We start from the raw sequence: 25,258 nt of genomic DNA on the forward strand, positions 1-25,258 counted from the left end.
CAAAACGCCAACCGAACAGCCAACGGCGAAACAGGTCTTGCCATCGAAAATACCCACTAGAACTCAGGGTGTTGCACTCACCACCTGAATTCGCCAGGGTGCAAACGATTGCTCACGAGACACCTCGAGGGGCCAATAACGAAGTTGATCGGCTACGCGCGTGCTTCCAGAAGGCGGCAGTCCACCCCGTAAACCGTTCCGTTTACCGCAATGACAGATGCCTACGAATAAAGCCAACTCAGATGTCATCTATTCGTGCAGCAGGCCCCACCTAACCGAGTGGCTGGCTGTCCGCAGTTGCCAGTGAGCGCACGTCACGCTTTGCCGTTCACGCAATAGCTTGCGCTATCGAGCGACTTGGCTGAAGGTCTGTTCGATCGCGTAGTCGATGAACTCGTTGGTGGGCTCGGATCCCTCTTCCAGCTCCGGCGCGAATTTGGGTACAGATTCTTCGTCTTCGTATAAGGCATTCATGGCGTCTTTTGGGGCGCCTTGTTTTAGGTTCATACCGATCGGCAGCGACAGGACACTCAGGCACGCAAGAACAATTTCAGCTGTGCGTCGCACGGACGCTTTAGTGGACGCGGCTTGCTCCGACCAGGCAACATCGTCGAGGCCCGGCATGGCGTGCTCTATGGCGCGTCGGTGATTGCTGCCAGCGAGGAGTGCCACAGTGAGGATCTCGTTAATTCGCATCGCGCGAGCGACGAAGCGGCGCACGATAATCTCGTTGGCGTCGAACTCGCTCTCCGCCTGCTCAATCTCTCGCTCGACTGACTTCTGCTTCTCATATATGCGACCGCCGCTTGCCAACATCGCACCTGCGACGGCTGCAATCACCGGTAGAGCGACGATCCCGGTGAGCAACGCGGTCCCCCCAGCGATCCCGAGACCGCCGGCAGCCAGGCTCCCTCCGCCGATGGCGGCGAGGGTGGCGGAGGTGGCGGCTGCACCCGACAGGCCGGAGATGGCCGCACCTGTCGACGCCGTGGCGATGCTGGCGACTGTCATGTAAGTCGCAGTTGCGGCGCCGGCCCCGACTGCTGCGCCGGCTCCGCTTCCGAGGACGCCAGCACCTAGGAGCGAGAAGATGCTCTTGCTTGTCTTCAGTTGGGCGTCCGTGAGCGCTTCAGCGAATTCAGGGTTCGTGCGTGAGGGGTCGATGTCCGCAGGCACGATTACATCTTCCGGCAGGTCACTGACTCGACTTGCCAGGCGCGAGAACGGTTCAACGACTTCGCGATCGAACTCCTTGACTTTCTCGTCAAGGAGCTTTGCCACCTCGTCCGCTTGCCGTAAAACATACTCGACTCGCGACTTCAGCTGATTAGCGCGCTCACCATTCTTCTTCGCAAGCTTCATCGCCTCGACGATTTTCAGACTTCCGGTCTTTCGTTTATCTGACTGTGCCTCAGCGGCGGCAGCTGCCTGGACGGCTTCCACCTTCTCCGGCAGATGCGACGAGAGCGCTTGGATGAACGCTCGCGACGGGGCGCGGACACCGCTTTCGATCTTCGAGATAAGGACCGTACTGAAGCCGAGGGTCTCCGCGAGCTTTGCCTGGCTCCAACCAACAGCCTTCCGCGCCTCAGCGAGTGCTTCACCGGCAGATCGATCTGTCATAAATCTCCCTAGATTGGTACTTGTACTTGTACTAGTACAGGTAGTACATTTATGATGACTGATAGATACATATTCTAAACAGAACGGAACACTCAATGGATACATCTGCTCGTGGAATTTCCGCCCGGGAAATTGGCCGACGCATTGGAGCGAGCGCGATGGAGGTGAATCAGCTGCTCCTAAGCCAAGAGTTCCTTCGTGGAGAGCCCGGTGCTTATGGGCTCACCTCGAAGGGTGAACAGTTTGGTTCCGAAAGAGAGCACTGGAACGGATATGGCGGAATCGCCCGCCGATCGTTTGAAACGACGCATTACGACCCGGCTATCGTCGAAGCGCTCGACCTCGCGCCCGAAAACCTCGCAAAGGTGCGCGAGACCATCACGATGCGGAAACAAGCGCAGAGTGCCGCAAGTCAGCTCGCGCGAGCCGAAGCTGAGAAGACCTTCAAACAACTCATGGCTAGCAAGGAGGCGGTGGCTCCCGATAAAGGCATAGATCCAGTCAAGGTGCTGATGGTCGTTGCCGGTGTCGTTGTCGTAGTGGGGGTGAGCTACGGCATCTACAGAGGGGTTGCGCGGATAAAGCGGGTGAAGGCCGAACGCGCTTCTGAGTAGAAGCAGGATCGAGAACGATCCGCGTGGTGCAGAGTGGTGTCGTGACCATTCCACAAGCACAGACGGTGTCAATCGTTCCTATCTGGCCAGCGCTCGTCGTTCCCGTTCTGACCGCCTTGCTGCAGGGCGAAATCCTTCATCGGAAAGATGTGTTCGACGCTGCATCGGACATCGCCGGACTCACCGCGCTAGCTCGAGCGGAAACGCTCACGTCAGGGGGCTATCGATACGAACAACGAATGGGGTGGGCACTGAGCCATCTCTCGAAGGCTGGCTGGATCGATCGGCCGGCGCGTGGTTACTACACAATAAATGACGCCGGTCGCGAGGCGCTCCGCCGCTACCCGAACGGATTCGACTATGCCAAGGCGCGCGAAATCTTCGCGCCATACTGGCCAGATCCGATTCGAAGTCCTGGAGCAGATGCCGCGGTCGCTGACGCCGTCGCCGCGGCGGTGGAGATCCTCGACCCGGTGGAACAAATCGAAGACGGGATCAACCGTATCGAGGAAGAGGTCGGAAGTGAACTACTTAGCCGGCTCCGAGATAGCCATCCAGATTTCTTCGAACAGGCTGTAGTCGACCTTCTGCTTGCGATGGGGTACGGGGGAGCGGAACAGCGCGGCAAACGTATCGGTGGCCCAAACGATGAAGGCATCGACGGCATCATCGATCAGGACGCCTTGGGCCTAGATCGAATTTACGTCCAGGCGAAGCGCTACAAAGAGGGCAACAACATCGGCCGAGAAACGATCCAAGCATTCGTCGGAGCGCTTCATGGACTTGGAGCTACTCGAGGGGTGTTCCTTACGACCAGCGCTTTCACTCCCGGCGCTATCGATTACGCACAGAACGTGCAATCGCGGGTGATTCTCATTGACGGACAGCGGCTCGTTGGTCTCATGATCAAGTACCGAGTCGGCGTCCAGGTCCAACGGACCTACACGACAGTGGAAATCGACGCAGATTTCTTCGAGTAGGAATCCGACCAAATGAAGCACGCCGCCTGGGGACGGCCCCATAGTCATCATGAAGTAAGCGGGGAGGACATGGCTCAGAAATTGAAACCCGCCACCGAGCACTTCCCGATTTCCGACCGATACGAGCTCGATTATCTGCCGGGGGAGCATTGGTGGACCAGCCAGCACGAGCATGTCATCGCCTGGTTCAACGAGATCGACGGGCCGGGCGCATACAAGCGGCGTAGCCGCGGCCTCGGAGCCCGCCACGGCTACATACACTTCCAATGCGCGCCCGGCCTTCTCTGGATCGCCGAGGCGGTCGGGGTGGATCCCGTGCTCGTCCAACTTGCTGCGGATGCAGCTGCAGGCGTGGGTCGCCCTGCGACTCAGTGCGCAGCCATACGGCGCGTCCTACCCTGGCAACAAATCGAAACACTCGTGCGGGACAGGTGAATGGCTGTGGCGTAGTGAGCCCGCCGTGCGCCCGTCCTGGCTCGCGACATATGAGTGGCCTTGACCCCGTTTGGTGGACATCTCACAAGAGAGAATGTTCATCATGGCAAGGACACGTCGGGAGTTCACTATCGACCATCCAGTCCGAGCCCTTGCATTCAGATGTTGGTCATAGTGAGGTATCGGTAGACGGTGGCGCGGCTAGTCCCGATGATTTTCCCGATGTCTGCCGGTTTCAGGCCTTGGGCCTTTAATTCGTTGGCACGTTTGACTGCGTGATCGTTAGCCGTGACTTCGCGGCGTCCGGCTTTCCGCCCGTGGGAGGCAGCGACGGCCATGCCGGCCCGTGTTCGTTCCGAGAGCTGATCGCGTTCCAGCTGCGCGAACGCAGACATGATCGTGACCATGGCCTTCGCCATCGCGCCACCCAGATCGCTGTCCGGATCGGTAGCGATTCCATCGCGGAGGGAACGGAACTTGGTACCCTGTTCCGCGAACCCGTCAAGCAGTTCCAGGAGGTGGCGGGTGTTGCGTCCGAGCCGGTCGAGTTTCCATACAACCACTTCATCGCCCCGGCTGAGACGGTCGAGCATTTTGTCCAGCTCGGGTCGGCTGGCTTTGGTCCCGCTGATTCCCTGGTCGCGGTAGATCCGTTCACAGCCGGCAGCTTCCAATTCTCGGATCTGCAGCTCCGTGTTCTGGTCCGCCGTACTCACCCGCGCGTATCCGAGACTCGTCATCACTCCCGGTTTCTCGTCAAAGGCTATTCTCGACCGGATTTGAGAATATCAGCGCGAGACACATTGTTGAGACAAGATACGGCCCGGACACGCCGAGAAAATTAGGTGTGAGGACGCCGGCCAGTGCGTCTGGTCAAAGGATCCTTTGATGAGACTGTCCGGTCCGCTTCAGGGCGCGTCGAGGAGTCAATCAAACGGGGGGCAGTCCCGAAGGATCCAGACATCGTTTCTTGAATTGCGGTTACTGTTCTGTCGGTCGGTCCTCGAACACACGACGGTAGTAGTCGGCGAGTCTCAGTTCTGATGCTGCTTCGGGATCGAGGACTACCGTCACACGTGGATGCATTTGCAGGAGGGATGCTGGGCACATGCTGGTGAGCGGTCCCTCGATTGCCTGAGCGATTGCGTGCGCTTTCCCCTTGCCTTGTGCAATCAGGAGGATATTTTTTGCCTCCATGATGGTTCCCAACCCCTGGGTGATGCAGTGTCGCGGTACCTCGTCGACGCTATCGAAGAATCGCGCGTTGTCTGCTCGCGTTGCGTCGGTGAGCGTCTTGATCCGCGTGCGGGAGGCGAGTGACGAGGTTGGCTCATTGAACCCGATGTGTCCAGATGCCCCAATTCCCAAGATTTGCAAGTCGATACCGCCCGCCGCTGCGATATCTCTTTCATAGTCTGCACATGCTCGCACTATGTCTTGTGCTGCTCCGTCTGGAACGTGAACTCTGGACGGGTCGAGTCCGAGCGGCCCAGTCACCTCCCGCTGGACAACGGCGTGATAACTTTCCGGATGCGAATATGGCAGGCCGACATACTCATCCAGGGCAAAAGCGCTGATAGAGCCGAGCTGGGGGGTCCTCTTTTTCACGAGTGAATTATAGATCGGTTGCGGCGATGACCCCGTGGCAATCCCGAGGACTTTTATTTCACCGAGTTCCACGCCGCGAGAAATCATGTCTGCCGCGTACTCGCCGACATCGTCTGCATTATCGAAGATGATGACCTGCATGGGAGCTCTTCTCTATTCAGTGGTGCATGCGGAAGACCAATGTGCTTACCACCGCCCCTTTTCGTGAGTGCGGTGTCATGCAGATTTTTGGAGGTTCGCAATCAGGTGGGAGTCACGCTAGAGATAGTTCAGCCGTTCACGGTAGGTCTCGATCCAGCGATCATTCCACGCCGCGGAGTCGTCAAGATTGGCGCTTGCGAAGACGGGCGGGATGGTGCCGCGTTCGATGAGGACCGTTGCCGTTTCCACCATCAGACCATGAAGAATTGCTGCACCGACTGCTGATGAGGTCGGACCGACAGGTGGCACTCCCTCGCCCAGAGCCACCACGGCGTCACCGGCCATCCCGGGGAGATCTATCACCACATCCGCCACTTCGAAGAGCCGAGGCACGCCGCGACCCTTTACCGACGAGGAGTAGGTGATGTTTGTTAGTGCCACTACTGTGGCCCCACGCTGCTGCGCTAAAGTACACATTTCCACCGGGACCGCGTTCCGACCCGATACCGAAACGATGAGGAGTAAATCCCCCTTCCCGATTGGGACGTCCGCCAGGATTTCCTGCGCTATCCCTCGAGTTTGTTCGAGTGTGCTCGTCGCAGTAATCGGCGTGACATTCAGCATCAGAGAACTCGGCAGTATTGGCTGGATTGGAACCAGACCACCCGCGCGATAGAACTGGTCCTGGACGAGCAACCCGGCATGACTGGCCCCAAACGCGTAGATGACCCGATCATCCTGGATGCGGTCAGCGATCAAGTGCGCCGCGGTAACGACCGCAACGCTCACATGATCAGCTAGGGCATCAACGAGCTGTGATTGCACTACCGCCAGATATCGCTTGTATCCGTCAAGGCTCGTCATCGTCCGGTCATCCGGTACGTCTCACGGGATGTGCGGTAGGTCTCTTCGCCCCCGGGCAGGTTATAACTGGTGTAAACCGTTGGAACCGTTTGAGCGGCAAGGCACCGTTCGATAATTCCTGCGGTGACGGCCCACATCAGCGCCGCACCCGCCAGGCCGGACCATGCGATCGCAGGCATAGCAAGCCCGTCGATTGCTAACGCGGAATCTCCGTAGGGCACACGGTTGTCGAGCACGATGTCCGCGACTTCGAATAGCCGCTTTCCCGATCCGTGATTACTGTGCAATTCGCTCGAGAAGTCGACGCCCGTGACCGCGATGACCGAGACCTCACGTTCACGTGCCTGCAGGGCGAGCTCCACGATGAGTGCGTTGGTCCCGGAAACCGAACTGAGTATGAGTGGGTCTTTGGGCTGGATTGTCCCCTGCTCGAATAGCCATTCCACGAGCAAACGAGCGGAACTACCGCCGCTGGGATCGACTGGACGGCGGTGGGCTGAGACCCATTCGTTTTCGCGCGAGAGCGATGCCCCGAATGTGAGTGCCGTGTAGGCCGCAAGGCCGCCGGTGCGCGCGATGAATTCATGACTGATCAGGTGGCCAGTGTCGTAGATGTGTATCGGACGGCCATCACAGATTGCCGTGGCGCCAAGCGTTGCCGTCGCAGCTATGGTGACCCGCTGCGACTCCTCCAGTTCTGTTAGACGCGTATGAACGTCAGAGAAATACTCTGTTACAGCACTCATGATGCGGCATCGATCAGTCCGGCAGCGTGAGCAGCCGCGACGAAACGGCGGGTGATGAGCTCGGGCACGGTAATCGCCGAGCCGATAATAACAAAGTAGGCGCCCCCCTCGAAGCACCTAGTCACATGGTCGGTCGTCCAAATTCGACCCTCTACGGCGACAGGCACCGGTAATTCACGTATTTCCTCCAGCAGAGGGAAGGCTGGTCCGAACTTGTCCACGTCAGAGGTGTAAGGCGTGTAGCCCGCGAGCGTCGTCGCGACAATGTCGGCCCCGGCCTCAGCCGCTGCTTCAGCCTCGCGTCGTGTGGAAATATCAGCCATCACGGGGATGCCAAGCTCGTGGAGCGCCGAAATTATTTGGCTAAGCGTTTCACCATAAGGTCGTGCGCGTTCCGTGCCATCGAGCGCGACAATATTTGCACCGGCTGCCACAATGTCAAGAGCATCCTTCAAGGTCGGGGTGATTCGCACGTCAAAGCCGTCACGGTCGACCTTGTTGATCCCCAGGATGGGAAGCTCGCTGACGGCACGCACGGCTGCCACGTTTGCTGGGCCATCAACTCGAAAGCCCTGCGCTCCGCCGAGCTCGGCGCTTCGTGCCAGTGCCGCGATCATCGAAGGTTGATTCAGCGGGCTGCCTGGGCCGGCCTGGCACGAGGCGACCACGACGCCGTGAAGGCTAGTGACGAGTGCGCCTCGAATCTGCTCGGACTCAGTAATCGTGTTGGGCATATTTTTTCTCCTCAAAGCAATTGGTTCGATATGGATGGTGTGGGTGCTGTGGGTGCTCTTTTGGAGACCAGAGCGGGCAATGAACGAACCTGATGTGCAACTCGTTTTTGAAGAGCATCGTCGACAGGGATTTGGGCTGATTTGAGCGCGAGATAATAGGAGCCGATGACCGGCGGCACAGCTGGCGCAACAAGCTCAAATCCAGGAGCACGATGTTGAAGTTCCACTGCCAAGCGGCTAAAAACCCGGCCTTGGGCATCCAAAACCCCTCCGCACGCGACGATGATGCGTTCATCGGGATCGAGAAAGGGTGCTGCGGCAATCATTGCGACTACCAGATCTGCCAGGCGTGTCGCGGCATTGCCCAGAATGTCCGCCGCGACACGATCGCCCAACTCCGCTAGCGCAACCACGTGTGGGGTTAACGCGGCAATCGCCGTGCGATCGAGTCGCTGGCCAGTGACGAAGTTGTAAACCTCACGCATATCCTGCTGCCCGAGTATTTGCGGCAGGTCACGGGTGAGGGTCGTGTGTGGACCCGTCCCGTCAACGTCGCGCACGGTAGCCTTCAGGGCTTCCATGGCGATCCAAAAGCCACCGCCCTCGTCGCCGAGAAGCCACCCCCACCCGCCAAGAATCACTTGATCACCGGACCGTCCCAGCGCGAGCGCGACCGTCCCGGTCCCGGCGATCAGGCCGATGCCCCCTCCGCCTGCGGTTCCACTGGCGAGTGCGGCAAGAGTGTCACTTTCCAAAGCAAGGTAGTGATCCACCGTCACCAAGTCGCGAATAATAAGCTCGGCGATTCTTGCAGACCCAGTCATCGCGACGCAGCAGACCCGGATCTGGCCGCGGAGACCGCCGAGCATGGCTTCGGTCACCGCGGAGGTCAGTGCATCCCGAGCGAATCGTTCGGCGTTTGGTTCTTCGTGGTGGCGTATTGGGCCGCCACGCCCCACTCCCATAATTGTCCCGTCCGCGGTCAGCAGAACGGCGACGGTGCCGGTTTGGCCTCCGTCAATCGCCAAGAACAGGCCAGTCATTCTTCCGCACTTCCTCGTCAAGAAATCATTGGATCAATTTCAGCTATCTCATTTTCGGGCCGCCATGCTGAGGCTGGAATAGCGCAGCGGCGGACCTTTTCCGTGCACCTAGTAGTGACTACCCCAAGAATGGGCAGACAGACGAAGTCTGGCCATGCATGTTCTAACTCCGACACCGCGATGTACCTCGACCACGCTCTGAGTCCTCGGTTTCTCAATGAATACGAAACCGGGTACGGACCACCGGTCTGGGAATATAAAGTCTGTACCTCTGGAATTTCCAGTAAGGTACGGACCTTTCAGGAGACTCTAACCCGCATATCGAATGGTGTCAAGCAAGCGAGAAGTTCATTTTTTGATTTATGCTGTTGCGCTGTGCCGCTATTAAACCCAGCGCGGCGTGGTCTTAGATTCCATAAGTGGTCCTTACCAATGTGGAGAGTAGTTTCCGGCAGCGTGCGCCAATGGATAGACCAATGAGATGCTATTGTGCGCAAGTAAGCGAAGGGTGCCAACCGTGGCTTCTGCGTGAAAGCGACAACGACTCCCGCACAGCGCTGATCTAAGCAACAGAGATTGGAAACAAAGGGGAATGGGAAGCACGATGCAAGGCGAGGAGACTGCCTCCGCAGCTAACATGTCAGCCGTCCTTGAGTTTGACTCGGACACCGCGAAACACGAGCAAGTTCGCACTCGCCTAATCGAGGTCATCGCGACCATGAACACTGGCGACCAGCTGCCATCGGAACGAGAACTCGCCGCACAGTTCGGCGTGAGCCGCATGACCCTTAGACAAGCCATCTCAAGCCTCGCTCGCGCCGGGTATGTATCACGGCTCCAAGGTGCCGGCACATTCGTCATTGACCGCACCATCTCGAAGAACACCGAACTCACCGGATTTACCGAAGATATGGCTGCGCGCGGTTTCAACGCGTCATCGCGCCTTCTCAAGGTCGAGCGCGTCGCGGCGGGGGCCTTTCTCGGGCATGAACTCATATTGAGCCCGGAAGAAATGGTCTTCCACATCGAGCGCGTCCGTATGGCGGACGGAATCCCGATGTGTCTGGAAACGATCGACCTTCCTGCGGACCTCACACCCGATCTCGATCAACAACCGCTGGAGAAGTCCCTGTATGCAATCCTCGCCACGACTTACGGCATTGAATTATTCGAAGCCGACCAAATCATTACCCCAACAGTTGTCAACCAGGAACAGGCAAGACTTCTCCAAGTGCCAATCCACAGCCCGGCCCTTATCGTAAAACGGATTGGATTCGACCGAAAACGGCGCCCTATTGAGCACGCGATCTCGATCTATCGAGGCGACCGATACGACATTCGTCTGGTAATCAAGCGCCGAGAATAGAACGAGTAAAGGTCCGATCCAATTATGCGATAGCTCACAATTTTAAGAAAGTAAAGCCACCGTAACCGGGCTTTTCTTAAAATCCAGCATGAACTATTGACATAGATGTCTAGACCGGTGCATTATTATTCAAAATCAGCGCACAGCCGGCGCCGCACTCTGGTGCTTTCCACGACATCGGAGCTGAGGAATGCGTTTTTAATGATGGGCAGACGCCCGGACAGTGTTGTTCTCGAGTTACCAAGGAGGCCATTTTGCGCAATCATTCAGGTCGAAGGCGTCGGCTAATTGCCGTCGCAGCCACCCTTACATCCATCGCACTGCTCGCAACAGGGTGCAGCTACCTCGGGGGAGACACCGGAGCAGCATCCAATTCGAAATTGCTTCGCATTTTCGTCCACAGCAACGGTCCTACCGACGCTGGTTTCAAGAAGATCAACGCACTGTTCGAAAAGCAGAACCCAGGCGTGAAGGTCGAGATGACGACGGCCGTCGGGGCGGATTTTGCAACTACTCGAAACACCCGGATGACCGCAAAGGACGTTGATATCACCGAGGGATCCGAACAGGGGGGGACGTCGCAGTTGCCTGCGTGGGCCAAAGATCAAAAGCCGACCGCCTGGGTACAGGGCCTGCAGGCTGGGAACTGGGTCGACCTCACCGATCAAAGCTTCCTCAAAAACTTCTCGAGCGGAATTCTCAAAAAGTACGAGTTCAAAGGCAAGCAATATGCAGTGCCAACTGGCACCAGCCACTTAAGTGGAGTTTTTTACAACAAGGCGCTATTTGCTAAATACAATCTCGCCGTCCCGACCACCTGGGGCAAGCTGGAAACCGTGATGAAGACGCTCAAGGCAAACGGCGTCGCTCCATTTATCATCGGCGGCAAGGATTCCTGGCCGGCATCACTGCCTATCGCCGGATTGGTGCAATCGATCTATCCTGATCCGGTTGCACTGGATAAGGGCCTCTGGGAGGGAAAGGTAAGCCTGACCGATCCTAAGGCCGTGGAGGTAATGGACAAGCTCAAGACGATCTACGCCAACACTGCTTCGAATTGGGCCGGAATGGACTATGCGTCGATCCCGTCCAGGTTCGTCAAAGGCGAGGGCGCGATGCTCCCCGATGGTGGGTGGGAGATCCCTGCAATTCAGACAGCTGACCCGAAGTTCGAATTCGGCTATTTCCCGATGCCGGGTAGCGACAACGCGGCGAATAACAAATACATCGCCTCGAAATTGGAGTTCAGTCTTTCCATTCCCTCGAGTTCCAAGAATCAGGACCTCGCAAAAAAGTGGCTTGCACTGTACTCGGACCCGAAGGTCTATGCGGACTTCATCGGCGGTTCCGGCTTCGGCCCGGCACAACCTGATCTGAAGTTGCCTGCTGTTCTCTCCGAGATTCAGCAGTACCTGCCCCCGTCTGGATTCACACCGGGCTGGGACCAGGTATTCCACCCGAACACGAAGGCGGGGCCACTGGCAATGATTCCATTCGCGTTTTCTTCAGTGGCACCCTTGGGAACTGAAACCGACATGGCAGGCCTGGCACAGAAGATGGACGTCGACTGGAAGGCCGGGTTGAAGTAATGAGCGCAAGTCCTGGCGTGACGTTGGGAGCGGGCAGGGCCGCGAGGAAGACGTCGGCAGGGAACCTGAATCCCTTCGCATCTTCGCGACGTGGGCGAATTCTGCCTTGGCTCGGCATCGCGCCAGGACTGCTGCTGTTCGTCGTCTTCTCCTTGGTCCCCGCCGTTACGGTGATTTTCTTATCCTTCACGGACATCTCGGGCATACCAGGAGTCCCGTGGAGGTGGATTGGTCTTGACAACTACACACGTTTCTTTGTCTCAGGAAGTACCACTGCGAACTTCGCAATTGTTTCACGAACGCTGATTTTCGCGTTCAGTGTGACAATTATTTTGAACGCGCTCGCCCTGGTATTTGCCGTCCTACTCAACAACAGGATACGAGGGGCGAATATCTACCGGGCAATTATCTTCATGCCGGTGGTGCTGGGGGTGACCGTCGTCGGGCTTATCTGGTCCTTGATCTTCAACCCCACGGGCGGGCCAGCCGCGTCGCTCTGGGGGTTATTCGGAAGTTCGTCAGCATTTCTTGGCGATCCGCGTCTTGCCTTTTCGCTGATCATCTTCGTGCAGATTTGGATGTCGCTCGGATACTCGATGATGATCTACCACGCCGGCCTCATGGCAATTCCTTCTGACCTATATGAGGCAGCAATTGTCGACGGCGCCACGGTAATTCAGCGATTCCGACACGTGACAATTCCCATGATTGCCTCCTCCACCACGGTAAACGTTCTCATCTCTATCGTCGGGTCGCTTCAGACCTACCAAATTATCTTCGTCCTCACGGGCGACCGCCCTACAACATCGGTTTTGGCCATGCAGATTTTTTCACTTGGTTTCGGTGGATCGTCTGAGCAGGGATACGCGGCAGCCATTTCGATGATCCAGTTCGTGCTCATCTCAGCGATCACCCTTGTGGCCCTGCGCTACCTCCGAAAAAAGGAAACTCAGCTATGACAGTTCAGGACAAACCTCGCGTTGTGCGGTACACCCTGAACTCGGGGCTCAGGGGCGAGAGTCCCGTCATGCAGCATCGACGCCGTAAGCCGATCACTGGTGGTCGATTGCTCAACTACGCACTGGTTGTTGGCCTCGCGGGTCTGTATGTTTTCCCGTTGCTTTATTTGCTCAACACTGCGCTGAAGCAGCCGGCTGAGTTCATACGCGACCCATCCGGATTGACTCCGGGATTCGCTCTTCAGAACTTCGTGGATGCTTGGCAGAAGGGGGGGTTTGGCGGACTGATTTTGAATAGCGTCGTCTACGCCTTTGTTTGCGCAGGGGCCAGCACAGCGTTGTCGTTGCTCATTGCATTTCCTGTCGCACGAGGGTACGTACGTGGTTCCAAAGTAATCGCTGTGCTTTTCGTGCTCTCGCTCTTTCTCCCCAACGTCATCATTACGCAATTTCAATTGATCCTGCAGCTCGGGCTTTACAACTCAAGGATCGGGTACATGCTGCTGCTGACATCGGGGTTGGGTATTGGTCCGCTCCTCATCATCAGCTACCTTCGATCACTTCCCAAGGAGCTCGACGAGGCTGCGGCGATGGATGGATGCGGGTACTTCCGTTACCTCTGGACTTTCGTGGTGCCCCTCTGCAAGCCTGTGCTGACGACGGTATTCATCCTGCAGACCATTGCAGTGTGGAATGACATCATCGGAGCAACCATCTACCTATCCTCGCCTCAGCTGAAGACCATTTCGCAGGGCCTGTTTGCGTTCCACGGACAGAACGGGAACAACGAGTGGGCACTGCTTGCGGCCGCAACCCTGATCGTCGCCGCGCCGCTCATTCTCGTTTACCTGATCTTCCAACGATTCTTTGTCAGTGGCGCGCTGAGCGGTTCTCTCAAATAGATTCTTGTCCGGATTACAATAAAGTGATGGGCCTCGACGAGTTATTCCGGCTCCTAGATGTTGCAGTAGAGGATCGTGTGGAATGCGCGAACTTACTCTCTGAAAGCACACGGTCCGCCGATGTGGACCACGCGATAGAGACGCTGACCGCTCGTCTGGGCAGCTACAGTCAGGATCCCCTTGGAGCCATCACGCAAGATCCGCTGGTATGGCTCACGGCCTTTCTTCGGCTCACCCCCATACTCGTGAACTGGCATCGGCGTCTCGGGGTGAGTTTGGAGGTCACTCGAGCTACCTTTGCCGACGTCGGTCGTAATATCACCATCCACAGGCGTGCGCACGGAGGCTTCGGTCTCGAGACCTGGGACTGGCTGATTCCTCACTACACCGGCATGATGTTCGCGCTTGGCCGTCTCAACTACATGCTGCACCCCACGAAAGAGACGGTGGATGGAGTGATGGTGGCAGGGGATTGGGTGCCTGGTATCCATATCCCCGAATCCGGCCCGCTCACCCCGCAGGCCGTCGACGATAGTCTCGTCCAGGCTCGAGCTTTCTTCTCCACTCATTTTCCTGACAAGCCCGTCGCAGCCGCGGCCTGCGTCTCCTGGCTGCTGGACCCTTACCTGGTTGAGCACCTACCAGAGGACACAAATATCGTTTCATTCGTGTGCCGGTTTACCGCTCTCGGGAGACCCTACGATGACGCTACAGCGGCATTGTTCTTCATGTTTCGCACCCGCGATCTGCGCAAACTACCTGACCTGCCGCGAGACAGCACGCTGCGTCGATTGGTCCTCGACCGGGCGCTCACCGGCGACCCGTGGCAGATCGGTTCGGGTTACCTGAGGCTGTAACCCGGACTTGCTGGCGCAGGACGTCACGCCAGATTTCGTAGCTACCACGCGTAGTCCTCCGGTGCCGGCCTGTGCCCGGGAAAGATCATGTCGAGTCGATCGAGAGTCTCCGTGTCGAGTTTGACATCCAGCGCTCGGATTGCTGCGTCCAATTGGCCCCGGGTGCGTGGCCCGATGATCGGAGCCGTGACGGCGGGCTGATGAAGTAACCAGGCCAGGCCGACTTCACCGGGTGCGTGACCAACTTCCGCGGCGAGGTTTTCGTACATCTCGATGGCGTCCCGATGCTTCACGAGTCTGCGGACAACCCCCTCGGTAAGGCGGCGTTTACCGTCGAGCTCGTGCCCAAGCACGCCAGAGAGAAGGCCACCCGCCAGCGGCGACCACGGCACGATTCCGAGGCCATTACTCTCAGCAGCCGGGATGACCTCCAGCTCGATGTCGCGCGAAAGTAGATTATAAATTGATTGTTCGCTGACGAGCCCAGTTAAGTTGCGCCGCCGAGCCTCGGCTTGAGCGGTAGCAATATGCCATCCGGCGAAATTGCTGCTACCCGCGTAGATTATCTTGCCCTGACTAACCGCCGTCTCCATGGCCTGCCAGATCTCATCCCACGGTGTGGCCCTGTCGACGTGGTGAAACTGGTACACGTCTACATAGTCCGTCTTCAGTCGCATCAGACTCGCGTCGAGAGCGCGGCGGATGTTGAGGGCCGAGAGTTTGGAATTGTTAGGCCAGTCCGCCATGTCGCTAAACACCTTGGTGGCCAAGACGGTGCGCTCACGACGTTGACCACCCTGCTCGAACCACCTGCCAATCACTGCTTCCGTAGCACCTGGCCCCAGACTGTCCCCGTACGAATTGGCTGTATCGAAATAATTGATCCCGTTTTCGTGGGCGGAATCCATGATGAAGTGGGAATCGGATTCCCCGGTCTGTTCACCAAAATTCATCGTGCCAAGGCACAGACGCGAAACCTTCAGGCCGGAGCGACCAAGCTGGGTGTATTCCATCGTCTCAGGATGTCGCAGTCGGACAGTTGTGTCCACTCCGAGCTCCTAATTGCCCTAGACCATTTATCATCACCAATCGATACTTCGGGCGCTTATGCAGGCAAATGGAAGCGAGCGCGCCATAGTTTCAGCAGTTCAGATACGTCCGATCCGAGTCTTGGGCATTAAAAGCCCATACATTCAGAGTTTTTTTGAGCTGACAGTTGAGTAATAGAGAAAAATAATGCTTGATCATGGCCGCGGTCTTTGGGCCTTGGCGCTCTAATCCTTGACTTAAAGGTATAGACCGGGGGAAGCTTGCGCGGTAGGCGCAATAGTGCGCTCAAGTCGGGGTTTTGAATTGACGAGAAGGAGTTCCGCCATGGCAGGATCATCGAAGTCGTATCGACGCTGGGGAGGCATGATTATCGCGGTTGCGGCAATTGCGAGTCCCTTGGTTCCTGTGTCTTCCGCAAGCGCAGCAGTGCCGACCAGTTGGGTCGACGAACAGGTCAATTTCATTCTCTCCGAGCAGCTCAGCAGCGGAGCGATTCTCAGCGTGGGCGGCGCGAAAATCACCCCATACTTTGCCAATATTGCTGCCCTCGGACTCATTAAGGCCGGTACGCCAGCCGCGCGCGCTGGAGCGCTGAAATGGATGCGATGGTATCTCAATCACCTCAACGCGGCCGCCACCAACGTGCCGGCCAACAGCGTGTTCGACTACAGCTACGACCCAGGAACCCAGACGGAGACACCGACCGGTGATTTCGACTCCGTCGACAGCTACGCCTCGACAACCCTGAACCTTGCCTACGCGGCCTACTCGAGCGGGGACCCCGCCCTGCAGAGCTTCGTCACTGCGAACATTCTGACCTACGAAGCGATAGCCAACATCTTGAACTTCGGAGCGCCAGTCGGAGTACGGATCCAAAGCGGTCCTGACGCTGGTCTGACGATCGCTAAACCGAGCTACGCCATTGCGTACACGATGGACAACGCCGAAGTCTATTCAGGCCTTGCCGAATTTGCGTTGCTCGAAAGCGCGCTGGGCCGCGGCTCGGAAGCCACATATTACGGCGGCTGGGCGTCTTCGACCAAAGACACCATTCTCGCAAAGCTGTGGAACCCCACGAATCAGAATTGGGACTGGGCTTACGGGAACATGAGCAATACCAACGTATTTTACGCGCAGGCAACCGCTCAGCTCTGGCCCACACTCTACGGCGTCGTTGCTCCCAACGATCCGAAAGCAATTTCTGCTTGGACCCAGTTCTCCGCCTCATATCCAGCATGGTTCAACGGTTCGATACCGGATGGGTACCCCTGGGTATCGGTCTCACGTGCAGCACAAATGATGGGCGAGACCGCCAATGCGGACAGCTACCTCACAAATGTGCACTCGCGTTATGCTCCGGGATTCACGTTACCGACAACCTGCGCTGTTGCTGTCTGCGGAAGGTGGTACGACAATGAAGCGGGCTGGTTCATCCTCGCTAGTGCCTCAAGTAACGCTAAAAGATCGGCAAATACGAAAAAAAGCCGCGAACCCATCGAGCATCCTAAAAAGCTAGCTCGCGTTGAATCGTGATTTTTTAGCAAAAGTACGATGTTCTAGACCGGTGAAATCTAAGTCCTTCGGGGCGGGAATGGATGCCAAACTTACGATGATGGTCCTCTAAAGGAAACGCCCTCGGCCGCCTTCGCTCCTGGCCGAGGGCGCTTTCTTTGCCCGGATATCGGGCCTGCGACCGACCATCTCAAGGCAGCATCAGGTGGCAATCGATAACCGACGAAGACTTGAAACGGCTCTCTCCGCTCAGCCACGAACACATTAACTTCCTAGGTCGATACCAATTCAGCATGCCCGAGCTACCACCTAATCAGCTCCGCCCACTGCGTGACCCCAACAGCCAAGACTGAACCACCGAGCCCTTAGCGGACGATTTCGTTCCATTACTACTCAGACCTCGTGTAGCAGCAGCCACGACAATGCGATGCTCAGCAGTGCCAGCAACACGAGCAGCAACTTCGTCACCCCGTGCGCGCTGGAAGCCTGCACCAGCACGAACGCGACGGAGAACAGCGCGACGATGCTGAGGATCAGCAGGAGAAGATCCGCTGCCGCCCGATTCGGTTCCTCGCGGCTGGAGTACGCCTTTGTCTGTTGGGCGTCTTGGCGACCGATGACGATCCACACCCAGGATGGGTACAGGGCTGCAGCAAAGCACCAACCAACAGTCGGGGCGTCGGCCCAGGCCCTACGTGTCAGGGTTGGGTCGGGCCAGAGCAGGCCCAAAGCCCTTCACCGCAGCGGTGTTTGGCCCTGCGCTGCCCGCACCAAATGTCGACGGCCGGTGCCGCTCTGGCAACTCGCGGCTCCGGTGCACGTAAGAGGCTTATGGGGTGTCGGATCTCGTCCTGCGTGGGGAAGTCATCGAAGCCGCGCTTCCGGACCGATCCATAGCGAGCCCGACTCCGAGCAGAAGCACCCCACTGACCAGGTGTAGAAAATGGTCCCCGGTGTTCAGGGCCAGGATGTTGAGGGTCGAGTCCACGATGAAGAACCCGACGATTCCGAGAAGCAGGTACACCGCGCCGACGAGCGTGTTCACAGCCTTCGCCGCAGACACGTTTGAGAGACCACCAATCAGAAGGACCGCGCCGATGAGCAGGTGAACAATGTTGTGCAGTGGGTTGAGCTCGAAGATTCCGAGGAGAAAACCACCCTTGATCGCGGCGAACCCGACGCCGGAAGTCGCGGCAAAGCCGATCAGACCGGTGAGGAGATACACGGCCCCGAATACTGTTGCAACCAACCTGTTGGGCGATTTAGTCATTGTGATATCTCCTTTAGATTCCACGGTTCACACGTGCGTTGATAACTGTTCGGAGTTCCCGCTTTCTCGAAGCAGTATCGAACTTTGACACTTTTCTGTGCAAACATCATTTCTCTCGAAGCGTAGCCCTGCTGAGGTTTCTCCGAAAGGTGCCGCGTTGACTCAGAAGAAACCTCCGCGTAGCTGGGTGCGTTGCCCCGGTTCAAAACCTCCGCTTCAGCTGTTAACGCCGACCCAAAACAGGGCCAATAGTGCCGTTTGAAAACAGGACCACTATGTGTGTTTCTACTATGCCGTATCGGGTGCCGGTTGGTGGCTCTTGAGCCGGTAGCTGGTGCCTTTGAGGCTGATGACGTCGGCGTGATGAACGATGCGGTCGATCATTGCGGAGGCGACGGTGGGGTCGCCGAACACCCCGCCCCAGAGCCCGAATGACAGGTTGCTCGTCATGATCAGCGACGCGTGTTCGTAGCGGGACGCGACGAGCTGGAAGAACAAGTTCGCAGCGTCCTGATCGAACGGGATGTAGCCGACCTCATCGCAGATCAGGACGCTGTAGCGGCGCAGCCGGGTCAGCTCCGCGGCGAGTTTCCCGCGGGAGTGTGCGTCGTGAAGGCGGGCGACCCAGCCTGGCGCGGTGTCGAAGAGGACCCGGTGGCCGTGTTTGGCGGCCTGAACGCCCAGTGCGACGGCGAGGTGGGTCTTCCCGGTGCCGGGTGGGCCGAGGAGGACCACGTTGTTCGCTTCGGTCACGAAGGTGCTCGTGCCCAGGTGCGCGATCAGATTCCGGTCGGCGGAGGGCTGGTGATCGAAGTTGAAGTCCTCCAGGGTCTTGTGCCCGGGGAACCGGGCGGCCTTGATCCGCAGGGCGGCGCCGGAGGCCTCGCGTTCGGAGACCTCGCGGGAGAGGACCGCGGCGAGGTATTCCTCGTGTGACCAGCCGGCGTCGCGGGCTTGGTCGCCCAGACGCCGGAACGCCTCCCCGATCCTCGGGGCGCGCAGTGCGCGGGCGTAGTACTCGATCTGAGATGCTGCGGTGCTCATGCGATCAGGCTCAGATCAGTCAGGCCGCGACCGGTGTCAACGCCGAACACGTCGTCGTAGGAGGAGAGGCTGGCCGTCTCCACGAACGCGACGTGAGCCTGGGGTCGTTGATGGCGGAGCAGTGTCTGGAACTGGCGCCGCAACACGGCCGCCTGGGCGACGTGGTCGGGGTCGGTGACGGTCAGTTGCCTGGCCCAGGCACGCTCGTGGGTGGTGACGGTGACACCGTTGTGAGTGACGTAGATGCGCTCAAGGTCAGCGGTCACGTCCACGAGCCGGCCGATCAGGCCCGGCGCGACGGAGTAGTCGTTCGAGTGCACCCGAACGTAGTAATCCCGGGGCAGCCGAACCGTGTTGCGAAACAACACGTCCGGAACCACGGGCGAGAGCGGGCGCATCGCTGCCCGGTCCTGGGCGATCAGGTCGCTCGGCCTGGCCCGCCGGGAGCGGGAGTGCCGCGCGTTCGCGATCGGCAGCCAGGCCGCCATCTGCTCGTTGAAGTCCTGCGGTGAGGCGAAGTCGCGGCCCGGCAGAAACGACGAGCGGAAGAACCGGTTGCGGCGCTCGACCATGCCCTTGGACTCCGGGTCCCTGGCCTTGAGGAGCTTGATCTCGGTGCCCAGCGTCCCAGCGAATGCCGCTGTGGGCTCGGTGAGTTTGCCGCGACCGATACCGGTCTCGTTGTCCCAGAGCAGCCGCTTCGGAACCGCCTGCGCGGCGTGCAACAGGGACCACATCCCGCCGAGCAGATCGGGTGTCGTCCGCGACGGCAACATCAGCGCCTGGAAGAACCCCGAGAACGTCGACGTCATCACCAGCACCGGCGGCATGCCCTCCTGCCCGTGTCCCAGCGGCAACGGCTTGTGCGGGAACCACAAGTCGCATTGGACCTGCTGGCCCGGCTCGTGGACGAGGCGGTCCGCGGGATCCGGCGGGACATACTCCGGCCGGACGCCGGCGACCTTGTCACGGAACACCGACGCGGACCCGAGCCAGCCGACCCGCTCGGCCAACGTCGACGCTGGCATCGTCGGCGTGACGGCCAACAACGCCCGAACCTGCAGCGCGAACGCGTCGAAACCCGACCCGACCGCGGCCCGCTGGTACTTCGGCAGCCGGTCTGTTCCCAGCGCCCGCTCCACCGTTCCCCGCGAGACGCCGACGAGCCGGCCGATCTCCCGCTTCGAATGCTCACCCGTCGAAAACAGTTGGCGTATCTTCGCCCAATCGTCCATATTAATCACCTTCCATACTGGTCGGTGGTCCTGTTTTCAATCGGCGTTAATGGTCCTGTTTTCGGTCGGCGTTAACATTCAGCGTGGGTTCTTAATTTTCCGACGGAACTGAACACCGGTGTCATCTGCTGTCGGTATTGAGGCCACTGGACGCCGACCCGCTCACCTCCGACACACATCACCTCACAGGTTCGCTTGGATGATCAGTGCGAAAACCGCTCACCCCTACGTGTCAAGGTTGAGACAAAGGTGCTGCTACCGACGCACCATATCGATCCGAACGTCGACGCCGAGCGTGCTTATATTCTCAACTCGCTGGGCATAACCCATTCATAGCGCTCCCGGACGGATTCGCTGATTTCCTCCCATGTGGTGACCATGCGCGCTATTGGCTGGGGGAAAGTCCGGCCTGGTGGCGGTAAAAGGTGGCTCGGCTCCATCCGACCAGCTGCGCTGCGGCGGTGGCACTTTTGCCGCCGGCTCGAGCTGCCTGCACAACTTGGAGCTTCTGTGCGATCAGCTCCGGGTCCGAGAGTGGTCGGCCGAAGATCGCGCCGGAAGTGCGAGCGGTCGCAATCCCAGCGTTGACCCGTTCGATGATGAGTTCGCGTTCGTACTCGGCCAGGGTGCTGAGCATATGCAGCAGAAGCCGGCCGCTGGTTGTTGAGGGATCGATCCCGTCTGAGATTGATTGAACCTGAATTCCGCGGGCACGAAAATCAGCAACAGTAGCGAGGACATCCAGAAGAGAGCGACCCAGCCGGTCGATGCGCCACACCACGATGGTGTCCTCTGCCCGCACGAACTGGAGCAGTTTCATCATGCCGGGACGGGTGCGAACGTCTTTGGAACCGGAGACCACGTCTGAGTAGATGTGCTCAGACAGGACGCCCGCTTTGAGTAACGCGTCGCGTTGGAGTTGGTCGTCTTGATGGACGGTGCTGATGCGGGTGTAACCAAGGAGTGCCATTCGATCAGTGTGCCTCAGAAAGTCCTAAACCGAACAGTAAGACACTCCGCTCTATGAGACGACTTACCGAGACGGCGAACTACTCCCTATATATAAGGAATGCCATTTGTAAAATTGGTCCAGCTTGAGTGTCTTGATAATCATTAGGTTTTCGAGACAGTGACTTGTTGCGTAAGACGCCCCGTCATCGGGCTTAATGTCGAAACACCTAAACGGGCACCCTCGGAAATTTTGATGTCCCGATGCCAGTAACGGCGGGGAATGCCCGTATGACGTCCGGCTTACGGGCCGGTTCGGGCTTGGTGTCGGGCAACTGTTCTATCGTTGTTGGCTTGGGATTCGAGTTCGCCGCCGTGCAGAAAGCGTGCGTAGCCTCCGTTGGTGCGCCCGATCTGTCGTCCTGATGTTTCTACATCGCATCGATCGGATGCGACGACGCGCGCGCCCGACGCCTTCACCTGGTCTACCAGGTTGTTGTCCTCGTGTTCCGGGATCGCGGGAAAGCCACTCGCGCGTATATAAGCACTGGCTCGGATGCCGAGATTCGCGCCGTGCGCATGGCCATTGGGCACACCGTGGCGGTGGTTGTGCCGCCAAGCTGCGAGCTGCTCTCGGCTCAAATCCGTGAAGGTCGGATGTACGGTGCCGATCATGAGGTCGAAACCGGAATGCGCGAGCTCAAGTTGTTCGAGGATCCAGTTCGATGGCACGACAGAGTCCGCATCAGTGTTCGCGATCCAGATTTGATCTGCGGAGTAATCGAGGGCGGCCAGAGCGTGGGCGACCCCGGCTCTCCGGGCCGCGCCGACATTTCGCAGGGCAACTTCAAGCACCTCAGTCGCGCCCGCGCTCCGTGCGATCGCGACAGTGTTGTCCTCGCAGCTGTCAGCGACAAGGACGACGCGTACTGGGAGGGCTGGGTGTGCTCGTTGGGCCGCGTCGATTGTTTCCTTTACTGATTCCAGGCATGCGCCGACAAGGTCTTGTTCGTTATTGGCTGGGATGACCACGGCGACGGCCATGATGCGTCTCACGCGAGCCCCGTTCGCTCAGCAACCGATCGATTATCGAGCGAGTACACATCCAAAAGGAAGTCCTTTTCCTCATGGCGGGAGAGTCGGGTGAGTGTGGCCTGACTGTCCATTAGGGCATGCACTTCGTCACCAGACAGCGGATAGTCGGTGACGGGATGCCGCCAATGACACAGCAGGACCGTTCCGCCCGGCGCGAGGGAGGTGACAATCGTGTCCAGAAGGGTGCTCAGCGTGGGTACGTCGAGGTAGTAGCCCACTTCGCTAAGTACGACGAGGTCGAACGGCCCGTCCGGGAACGACGTGGTTACATCCCTTCGTTCGATCGTCACATTCTCGGAAGTCGACCTCTCTCGGGCGCGATCCACCGCGGTCTGTGAAATGTCTACAGCGTGCAGGTGGTCGACCCGCTCGGCGAGGTCGACTGTGAGTAGTCCGAGCGAGCACCCGATCTCGAGCGCCGAGCCGTAACGCTCGTCGGGGAGCGCCGCGATGGTGATAGCACGCTTCCGCCGCTCATACCACCGTGAGGCGAATCCCCAGGGGTCATCGTGACGCTCATAAAGGTCGTCGAAATAGCTGGTTCTCAGAGTTTCTTGTTTGATGAGAAAAAGCTCGATCGGGTTGGTGAAATGTTCGAGGAAACTGGGAGTGAGGACCGCTTCGTCTCCAACTGCGTCGGAGATCGGAAGAATCTGGGATTTGAATACCTGGATCGCCGCAGCTTTCGCTTGAAAGGCTGTGGAGGAGAGCGCGACCGAGCGGAGCCGGGTCCACGGTATCTGCCCGTCGGAGGGGTGCGACCAATGCCAGAACCAAATCAGATATTCGGCGAACGGAAGCGCGAGCTGCTCAGTCAGCTCTGCACAGATTTCACCGACGACTCGGTGATCGCGGTGACCATCGCCGCTCCAGGGGGCGACGACAAGCGTCAATTCGGACGGGAGTTCGATGAGCATTTCCCTGAGCCAGGTAGTGATCTCCCCGCGGCTCTCCCGCGTGCCGCCATCGACGAATCCAAGCTGGATGACGCGGGCATCTGGCGCAAGCGCAGCCACCGCGGTGAGGACTTCCCCGGAGCGGATGCTGGCGAGCTCCTCTGTATTGCGCGTCGCCGATGTGGGGTGGGAGCCCGCGCCATCAGTCACCACTACGACGGTCACGTCGATGCCTAGCGTCGCACAGGTAGCGATAAGTCCACCGGTGCCGAGGGTCTCGTCATCCGGGTGAGCAGAGACGACGACCAGTTGTTTCACCTTCGTGAGGTCGAGAGCTGGTTGATCTGTTAGCCGTGAGTCACTTCGCCAGGTGGATGCGGCCGTGCCGACCGTGGCTGAATCGAATGTCACCACGGCGCGATCTGGCCGCTCAGAATCGATGAGCCAAGCGACAGCTGGTCCCGTTCGGCATGATGCTGCCGTACGTACAGCTCGAGGTCCGCGACACGTTTCGAATGTGTAGCGTCGAGAGCGAGAGGGCCCGGGCCAAGCGCGTGGCCGACTCGTTGGATGATCTCCTCAACGGCGCGGGCGACGGTCGCGCGGACACGCCTAGCAAGTAGACGACCGTTCGCTCCGAGCGACTCGCCCGCATCGACGACCGACGCGGCCTCGAGAAGAGCTCGACGAGCGCTTTCGAGAAGTTCATCAACTGCGCCAAGATGCATCACAACGAGCGTGCGATCTACCTCTGCGGCGGCGAACAGCGACCTGGCAAGTGCAACGGCCCCCCCGAACCAGCACGCGGCCACACCGATTCCGCCCCAGGAAAAACCCGGGCGTTCGAGATACCACCCCGCATCTCCGACCGGGCGCGCCACGACCGCGCCAAAACGCACCGGACCGCTTGGTACCTCGACGAGACCCCGCGCCTGCCAGGTGCCCGCCATCACCTGCACGCCGGGAGCGTGGAGGTCGACCGCGAAGAGCATCCGTCGTCCATCGTGGAGTGCTGCCGAAACCAATGCCGAATCCAGCGACGCAGCAAGCGAACACCACTGCTTATCGCCCTTCAGGGTCCAGCGGCCCGAGCCGTGCACCGCGATGGCCGGATGATCACCCCCTTCTGAAGCGAAAACACCCCAGGTGGCGTCACCGACATCCACGCTGTCCAGCCCCGCACTCCGCGCTTGATCGAGAATCGCTACCGCATCGAGATGCGGCTCGAGGGCACGCGCCGCGCCCAAATCAATTGACGCGGCCGTCGCCAGCGCCTCCCAGAGCTCCCGCGTTGAACCACCACCGGGAACTGCTTCCATCTCGCCCAGCTCGCGAGCGACTTTCAGCGCTTGCTCGACATCGGTCGGAGACGACTTCAGCACCGCAGCAGCCCAGACGGAGGGATGCGCGGATCGCTGATCGAGCAGCGAAACCGCGCGCTCAGTAGGTGCGCTAATCGTCACACTGATCAATCTAGGCGGCGGCAACCTCAGCGACTAGGGGTTGACCTGCGCGACCAGCGTAGGTTCAGCCCAGCCGTAATGTGGAGAACAATGCTGTTTCAGACATGTCCTGGGTGCGACGAAGACGCTCACGTTTTCATGTTGGCACGCGATTTCGCAATAAGCAAAGGACTTTCACCGCACGAGCATTCTGTCGCGGTGGGCCTTCCCCTTACTGACACCCCGCGAGTCGCTGCCATTTGGGCTGAGAACCGGCGCGGTTGCTCGCGGTTGCACGGGTAAAT

25 protein-coding genes are annotated in these 25,258 nt (G+C 58.8%); 9 read left to right on the top strand and 16 right to left on the bottom strand.

Annotation, left to right across the window (positions count from 1 at the left end; translation table 11 throughout):
• Nucleotides 1–345: 345 nt before the first annotated feature.
• Nucleotides 346–1,623 carry a helix-turn-helix transcriptional regulator gene (locus IWX88_RS04920; RefSeq protein WP_196827905.1) on the bottom strand — a complete coding sequence of 426 codons (1,278 nt, stop codon included), beginning with the start codon at nt 1,621–1,623 and terminating at the stop codon, nt 346–348.
• Nucleotides 1,624–1,718: 95 nt separating this feature from the next.
• Between IWX88_RS04920 and IWX88_RS04925 the strand changes: the two genes are divergently transcribed.
• The 3 genes from IWX88_RS04925 to IWX88_RS04935 all read left to right on the top strand — a co-directional run bounded on the left by IWX88_RS04925 (nt 1,719) and on the right by IWX88_RS04935 (nt 3,652).
• On the top strand, nt 1,719–2,237 hold the full coding sequence (locus IWX88_RS04925) for a hypothetical protein (protein ID WP_196827906.1): 519 nt from the start codon (nt 1,719–1,721) through the stop codon (nt 2,235–2,237).
• A 41-nt stretch (nt 2,238–2,278) separates the two neighbouring features.
• Nucleotides 2,279–3,217: a restriction endonuclease gene (locus IWX88_RS04930; protein WP_370568181.1), complete on the top strand. Its 939-nt coding sequence runs from the start codon at nt 2,279–2,281 to the stop codon at nt 3,215–3,217.
• Between the two features lie 69 nt (nt 3,218–3,286).
• Nucleotides 3,287–3,652 carry a hypothetical protein gene (locus IWX88_RS04935; RefSeq protein WP_196827908.1) on the top strand — a complete coding sequence of 122 codons (366 nt, stop codon included), beginning with the start codon at nt 3,287–3,289 and terminating at the stop codon, nt 3,650–3,652.
• A 158-nt stretch (nt 3,653–3,810) separates the two neighbouring features.
• Here the strand turns inward: IWX88_RS04935 and IWX88_RS04940 are convergent, their stop codons facing one another.
• The 6 genes from IWX88_RS04940 to IWX88_RS04965 all read right to left on the bottom strand — a co-directional run bounded on the left by IWX88_RS04940 (nt 3,811) and on the right by IWX88_RS04965 (nt 8,788).
• The gene (locus tag IWX88_RS04940; protein WP_196828848.1) at nt 3,811–4,392 is read right to left on the bottom strand and encodes a recombinase family protein; all 582 of its coding nucleotides are present in this window, start codon (nt 4,390–4,392) and stop codon (nt 3,811–3,813) included.
• A 241-nt stretch (nt 4,393–4,633) separates the two neighbouring features.
• Nucleotides 4,634–5,401 (bottom strand): glucosamine-6-phosphate deaminase, encoded by a 768-nt coding sequence (gene nagB, locus IWX88_RS04945; protein ID WP_196827910.1) that lies wholly within the window; start codon nt 5,399–5,401, stop codon nt 4,634–4,636.
• Nucleotides 5,402–5,518: 117 nt separating this feature from the next.
• Nucleotides 5,519–6,265 carry a sugar isomerase domain-containing protein gene (locus tag IWX88_RS04950; RefSeq protein WP_196827912.1) on the bottom strand — a complete coding sequence of 249 codons (747 nt, stop codon included), beginning with the start codon at nt 6,263–6,265 and terminating at the stop codon, nt 5,519–5,521.
• Nucleotides 6,262–7,011, bottom strand: a complete 750-nt coding sequence (locus tag IWX88_RS04955) for a sugar isomerase domain-containing protein (RefSeq protein WP_196827914.1) — start codon at nt 7,009–7,011, stop codon at nt 6,262–6,264. The genes IWX88_RS04950 and IWX88_RS04955 overlap by 4 nt, the downstream gene beginning before the upstream one ends.
• A complete protein-coding gene (locus IWX88_RS04960) occupies nt 7,008–7,745 on the bottom strand; it encodes an N-acetylmannosamine-6-phosphate 2-epimerase (protein WP_196827916.1) in 738 nt (245 codons plus the stop codon). Before IWX88_RS04960 ends, IWX88_RS04955 begins: the two co-directional genes overlap by 4 nt.
• 11 nt (nt 7,746–7,756) lie before the next feature.
• A complete protein-coding gene (locus IWX88_RS04965; RefSeq protein WP_196827918.1) occupies nt 7,757–8,788 on the bottom strand; it encodes an N-acetylglucosamine kinase in 1,032 nt (343 codons plus the stop codon).
• Nucleotides 8,789–9,425: 637 nt separating this feature from the next.
• Here IWX88_RS04965 and IWX88_RS04970 point away from each other — a divergent pair.
• The 5 genes from IWX88_RS04970 to IWX88_RS04990 all read left to right on the top strand — a co-directional run bounded on the left by IWX88_RS04970 (nt 9,426) and on the right by IWX88_RS04990 (nt 14,461).
• Nucleotides 9,426–10,154 (top strand): GntR family transcriptional regulator, encoded by a 729-nt coding sequence (locus IWX88_RS04970; RefSeq protein WP_196827920.1) that lies wholly within the window; start codon nt 9,426–9,428, stop codon nt 10,152–10,154.
• A gap of 380 nt (nt 10,155–10,534) precedes the next feature.
• Nucleotides 10,535–11,743 carry an ABC transporter substrate-binding protein gene (locus IWX88_RS04975; RefSeq protein ID WP_196827922.1) on the top strand — a complete coding sequence of 403 codons (1,209 nt, stop codon included), beginning with the start codon at nt 10,535–10,537 and terminating at the stop codon, nt 11,741–11,743.
• On the top strand, nt 11,743–12,702 hold the full coding sequence (locus IWX88_RS04980; RefSeq protein WP_231368904.1) for a carbohydrate ABC transporter permease: 960 nt from the start codon (nt 11,743–11,745) through the stop codon (nt 12,700–12,702). Before IWX88_RS04975 ends, IWX88_RS04980 begins: the two co-directional genes overlap by 1 nt.
• Nucleotides 12,703–12,770: 68 nt before the next feature.
• Nucleotides 12,771–13,604: a carbohydrate ABC transporter permease gene (locus tag IWX88_RS04985; protein ID WP_196827924.1), complete on the top strand. Its 834-nt coding sequence runs from the start codon at nt 12,771–12,773 to the stop codon at nt 13,602–13,604.
• Nucleotides 13,605–13,630: 26 nt separating this feature from the next.
• Nucleotides 13,631–14,461: an acyltransferase domain-containing protein gene (locus IWX88_RS04990; protein WP_196827926.1), complete on the top strand. Its 831-nt coding sequence runs from the start codon at nt 13,631–13,633 to the stop codon at nt 14,459–14,461.
• A 41-nt stretch (nt 14,462–14,502) separates the two neighbouring features.
• Here the strand turns inward: IWX88_RS04990 and IWX88_RS04995 are convergent, their stop codons facing one another.
• Nucleotides 14,503–15,474, bottom strand: coding sequence for an aldo/keto reductase (locus tag IWX88_RS04995; protein WP_196828852.1), 972 nt, complete (start codon nt 15,472–15,474; stop codon nt 14,503–14,505).
• Nucleotides 15,475–15,835: 361 nt separating this feature from the next.
• On the opposite strand from IWX88_RS04995, the gene IWX88_RS05000 reads away from it, so the two are divergent.
• Nucleotides 15,836–17,044 carry a hypothetical protein gene (locus tag IWX88_RS05000; protein ID WP_196827928.1) on the top strand — a complete coding sequence of 403 codons (1,209 nt, stop codon included), beginning with the start codon at nt 15,836–15,838 and terminating at the stop codon, nt 17,042–17,044.
• Between the two features lie 372 nt (nt 17,045–17,416).
• Here IWX88_RS05000 and IWX88_RS05010 read toward each other — a convergent pair whose 3' ends face one another.
• The 8 genes from IWX88_RS05010 to IWX88_RS05045 form a co-directional block, all read right to left on the bottom strand.
• Nucleotides 17,417–17,752 carry a DUF1345 domain-containing protein gene (locus IWX88_RS05010; protein WP_196827932.1) on the bottom strand — a complete coding sequence of 112 codons (336 nt, stop codon included), beginning with the start codon at nt 17,750–17,752 and terminating at the stop codon, nt 17,417–17,419.
• A 100-nt stretch (nt 17,753–17,852) separates the two neighbouring features.
• Nucleotides 17,853–18,293, bottom strand: coding sequence for a DUF4383 domain-containing protein (locus IWX88_RS05015; RefSeq protein ID WP_196827934.1), 441 nt, complete (start codon nt 18,291–18,293; stop codon nt 17,853–17,855).
• 288 nt (nt 18,294–18,581) lie between these two features.
• On the bottom strand, nt 18,582–19,337 hold the full coding sequence (istB, locus tag IWX88_RS05020) for an IS21-like element helper ATPase IstB (protein ID WP_196827936.1): 756 nt from the start codon (nt 19,335–19,337) through the stop codon (nt 18,582–18,584).
• Nucleotides 19,334–20,572, bottom strand: a complete 1,239-nt coding sequence (locus IWX88_RS05025) for a DDE-type integrase/transposase/recombinase (protein WP_196827938.1) — start codon at nt 20,570–20,572, stop codon at nt 19,334–19,336. Before IWX88_RS05025 ends, istB begins: the two co-directional genes overlap by 4 nt.
• Before the next feature lie 385 nt (nt 20,573–20,957).
• Nucleotides 20,958–21,542, bottom strand: coding sequence for a recombinase family protein (locus tag IWX88_RS05030; protein WP_196827940.1), 585 nt, complete (start codon nt 21,540–21,542; stop codon nt 20,958–20,960).
• A 281-nt stretch (nt 21,543–21,823) separates the two neighbouring features.
• Nucleotides 21,824–22,576 (bottom strand): glycosyltransferase family 2 protein, encoded by a 753-nt coding sequence (locus IWX88_RS05035; protein ID WP_370568182.1) that lies wholly within the window; start codon nt 22,574–22,576, stop codon nt 21,824–21,826.
• Nucleotides 22,573–23,925 carry a PIG-L family deacetylase gene (locus IWX88_RS05040; protein ID WP_196827942.1) on the bottom strand — a complete coding sequence of 451 codons (1,353 nt, stop codon included), beginning with the start codon at nt 23,923–23,925 and terminating at the stop codon, nt 22,573–22,575. The genes IWX88_RS05035 and IWX88_RS05040 overlap by 4 nt, the downstream gene beginning before the upstream one ends.
• The gene (locus IWX88_RS05045) at nt 23,919–24,974 is read right to left on the bottom strand and encodes an acyl-CoA dehydrogenase (protein WP_196827944.1); all 1,056 of its coding nucleotides are present in this window, start codon (nt 24,972–24,974) and stop codon (nt 23,919–23,921) included. Before IWX88_RS05045 ends, IWX88_RS05040 begins: the two co-directional genes overlap by 7 nt.
• Nucleotides 24,975–25,258 lie beyond the last annotated feature (284 nt).

It is taken from the genome of Frigoribacterium sp. CG_9.8 (genome assembly GCF_015751965.1).
Taxonomy (GTDB): Bacteria; Actinomycetota; Actinomycetes; order Actinomycetales; family Microbacteriaceae; genus Lacisediminihabitans.

Excerpts from the sequence above, each read along its gene's own strand:
- IWX88_RS04920 (WP_196827905.1), bottom strand. The coding sequence starts at position 1,623 with ATGACAGATCGATCTGCCGGTGAAGCACTCGCTGAGGCGCGGAAGGCT.
- IWX88_RS04925 (WP_196827906.1), top strand. The coding sequence starts at position 1,719 with ATGGATACATCTGCTCGTGGAATTTCCGCCCGGGAAATTGGCCGACGC.
- IWX88_RS04935 (WP_196827908.1), top strand. The coding sequence starts at position 3,287 with ATGGCTCAGAAATTGAAACCCGCCACCGAGCACTTCCCGATTTCCGAC.
- IWX88_RS04940 (WP_196828848.1), bottom strand. The coding sequence starts at position 4,392 with ATGACGAGTCTCGGATACGCGCGGGTGAGTACGGCGGACCAGAACACG.
- nagB (WP_196827910.1), bottom strand. The coding sequence starts at position 5,401 with ATGCAGGTCATCATCTTCGATAATGCAGACGATGTCGGCGAGTACGCG.
- IWX88_RS04950 (WP_196827912.1), bottom strand. The coding sequence starts at position 6,265 with ATGACGAGCCTTGACGGATACAAGCGATATCTGGCGGTAGTGCAATCA.
- IWX88_RS04955 (WP_196827914.1), bottom strand. The coding sequence starts at position 7,011 with ATGAGTGCTGTAACAGAGTATTTCTCTGACGTTCATACGCGTCTAACA.
- IWX88_RS04960 (WP_196827916.1), bottom strand. The coding sequence starts at position 7,745 with ATGCCCAACACGATTACTGAGTCCGAGCAGATTCGAGGCGCACTCGTC.
- IWX88_RS04965 (WP_196827918.1), bottom strand. The coding sequence starts at position 8,788 with ATGACTGGCCTGTTCTTGGCGATTGACGGAGGCCAAACCGGCACCGTC.
- IWX88_RS04970 (WP_196827920.1), top strand. The coding sequence starts at position 9,426 with ATGTCAGCCGTCCTTGAGTTTGACTCGGACACCGCGAAACACGAGCAA.
- IWX88_RS04980 (WP_231368904.1), top strand. The coding sequence starts at position 11,743 with ATGAGCGCAAGTCCTGGCGTGACGTTGGGAGCGGGCAGGGCCGCGAGG.
- IWX88_RS04985 (WP_196827924.1), top strand. The coding sequence starts at position 12,771 with ATGCAGCATCGACGCCGTAAGCCGATCACTGGTGGTCGATTGCTCAAC.
- IWX88_RS04990 (WP_196827926.1), top strand. The coding sequence starts at position 13,631 with ATGGGCCTCGACGAGTTATTCCGGCTCCTAGATGTTGCAGTAGAGGAT.
- IWX88_RS04995 (WP_196828852.1), bottom strand. The coding sequence starts at position 15,474 with ATGGAATACACCCAGCTTGGTCGCTCCGGCCTGAAGGTTTCGCGTCTG.
- IWX88_RS05000 (WP_196827928.1), top strand. The coding sequence starts at position 15,836 with ATGGCAGGATCATCGAAGTCGTATCGACGCTGGGGAGGCATGATTATC.
- IWX88_RS05015 (WP_196827934.1), bottom strand. The coding sequence starts at position 18,293 with ATGACTAAATCGCCCAACAGGTTGGTTGCAACAGTATTCGGGGCCGTG.
- istB (WP_196827936.1), bottom strand. The coding sequence starts at position 19,337 with ATGAGCACCGCAGCATCTCAGATCGAGTACTACGCCCGCGCACTGCGC.
- IWX88_RS05025 (WP_196827938.1), bottom strand. The coding sequence starts at position 20,572 with ATGGACGATTGGGCGAAGATACGCCAACTGTTTTCGACGGGTGAGCAT.
- IWX88_RS05030 (WP_196827940.1), bottom strand. The coding sequence starts at position 21,542 with ATGGCACTCCTTGGTTACACCCGCATCAGCACCGTCCATCAAGACGAC.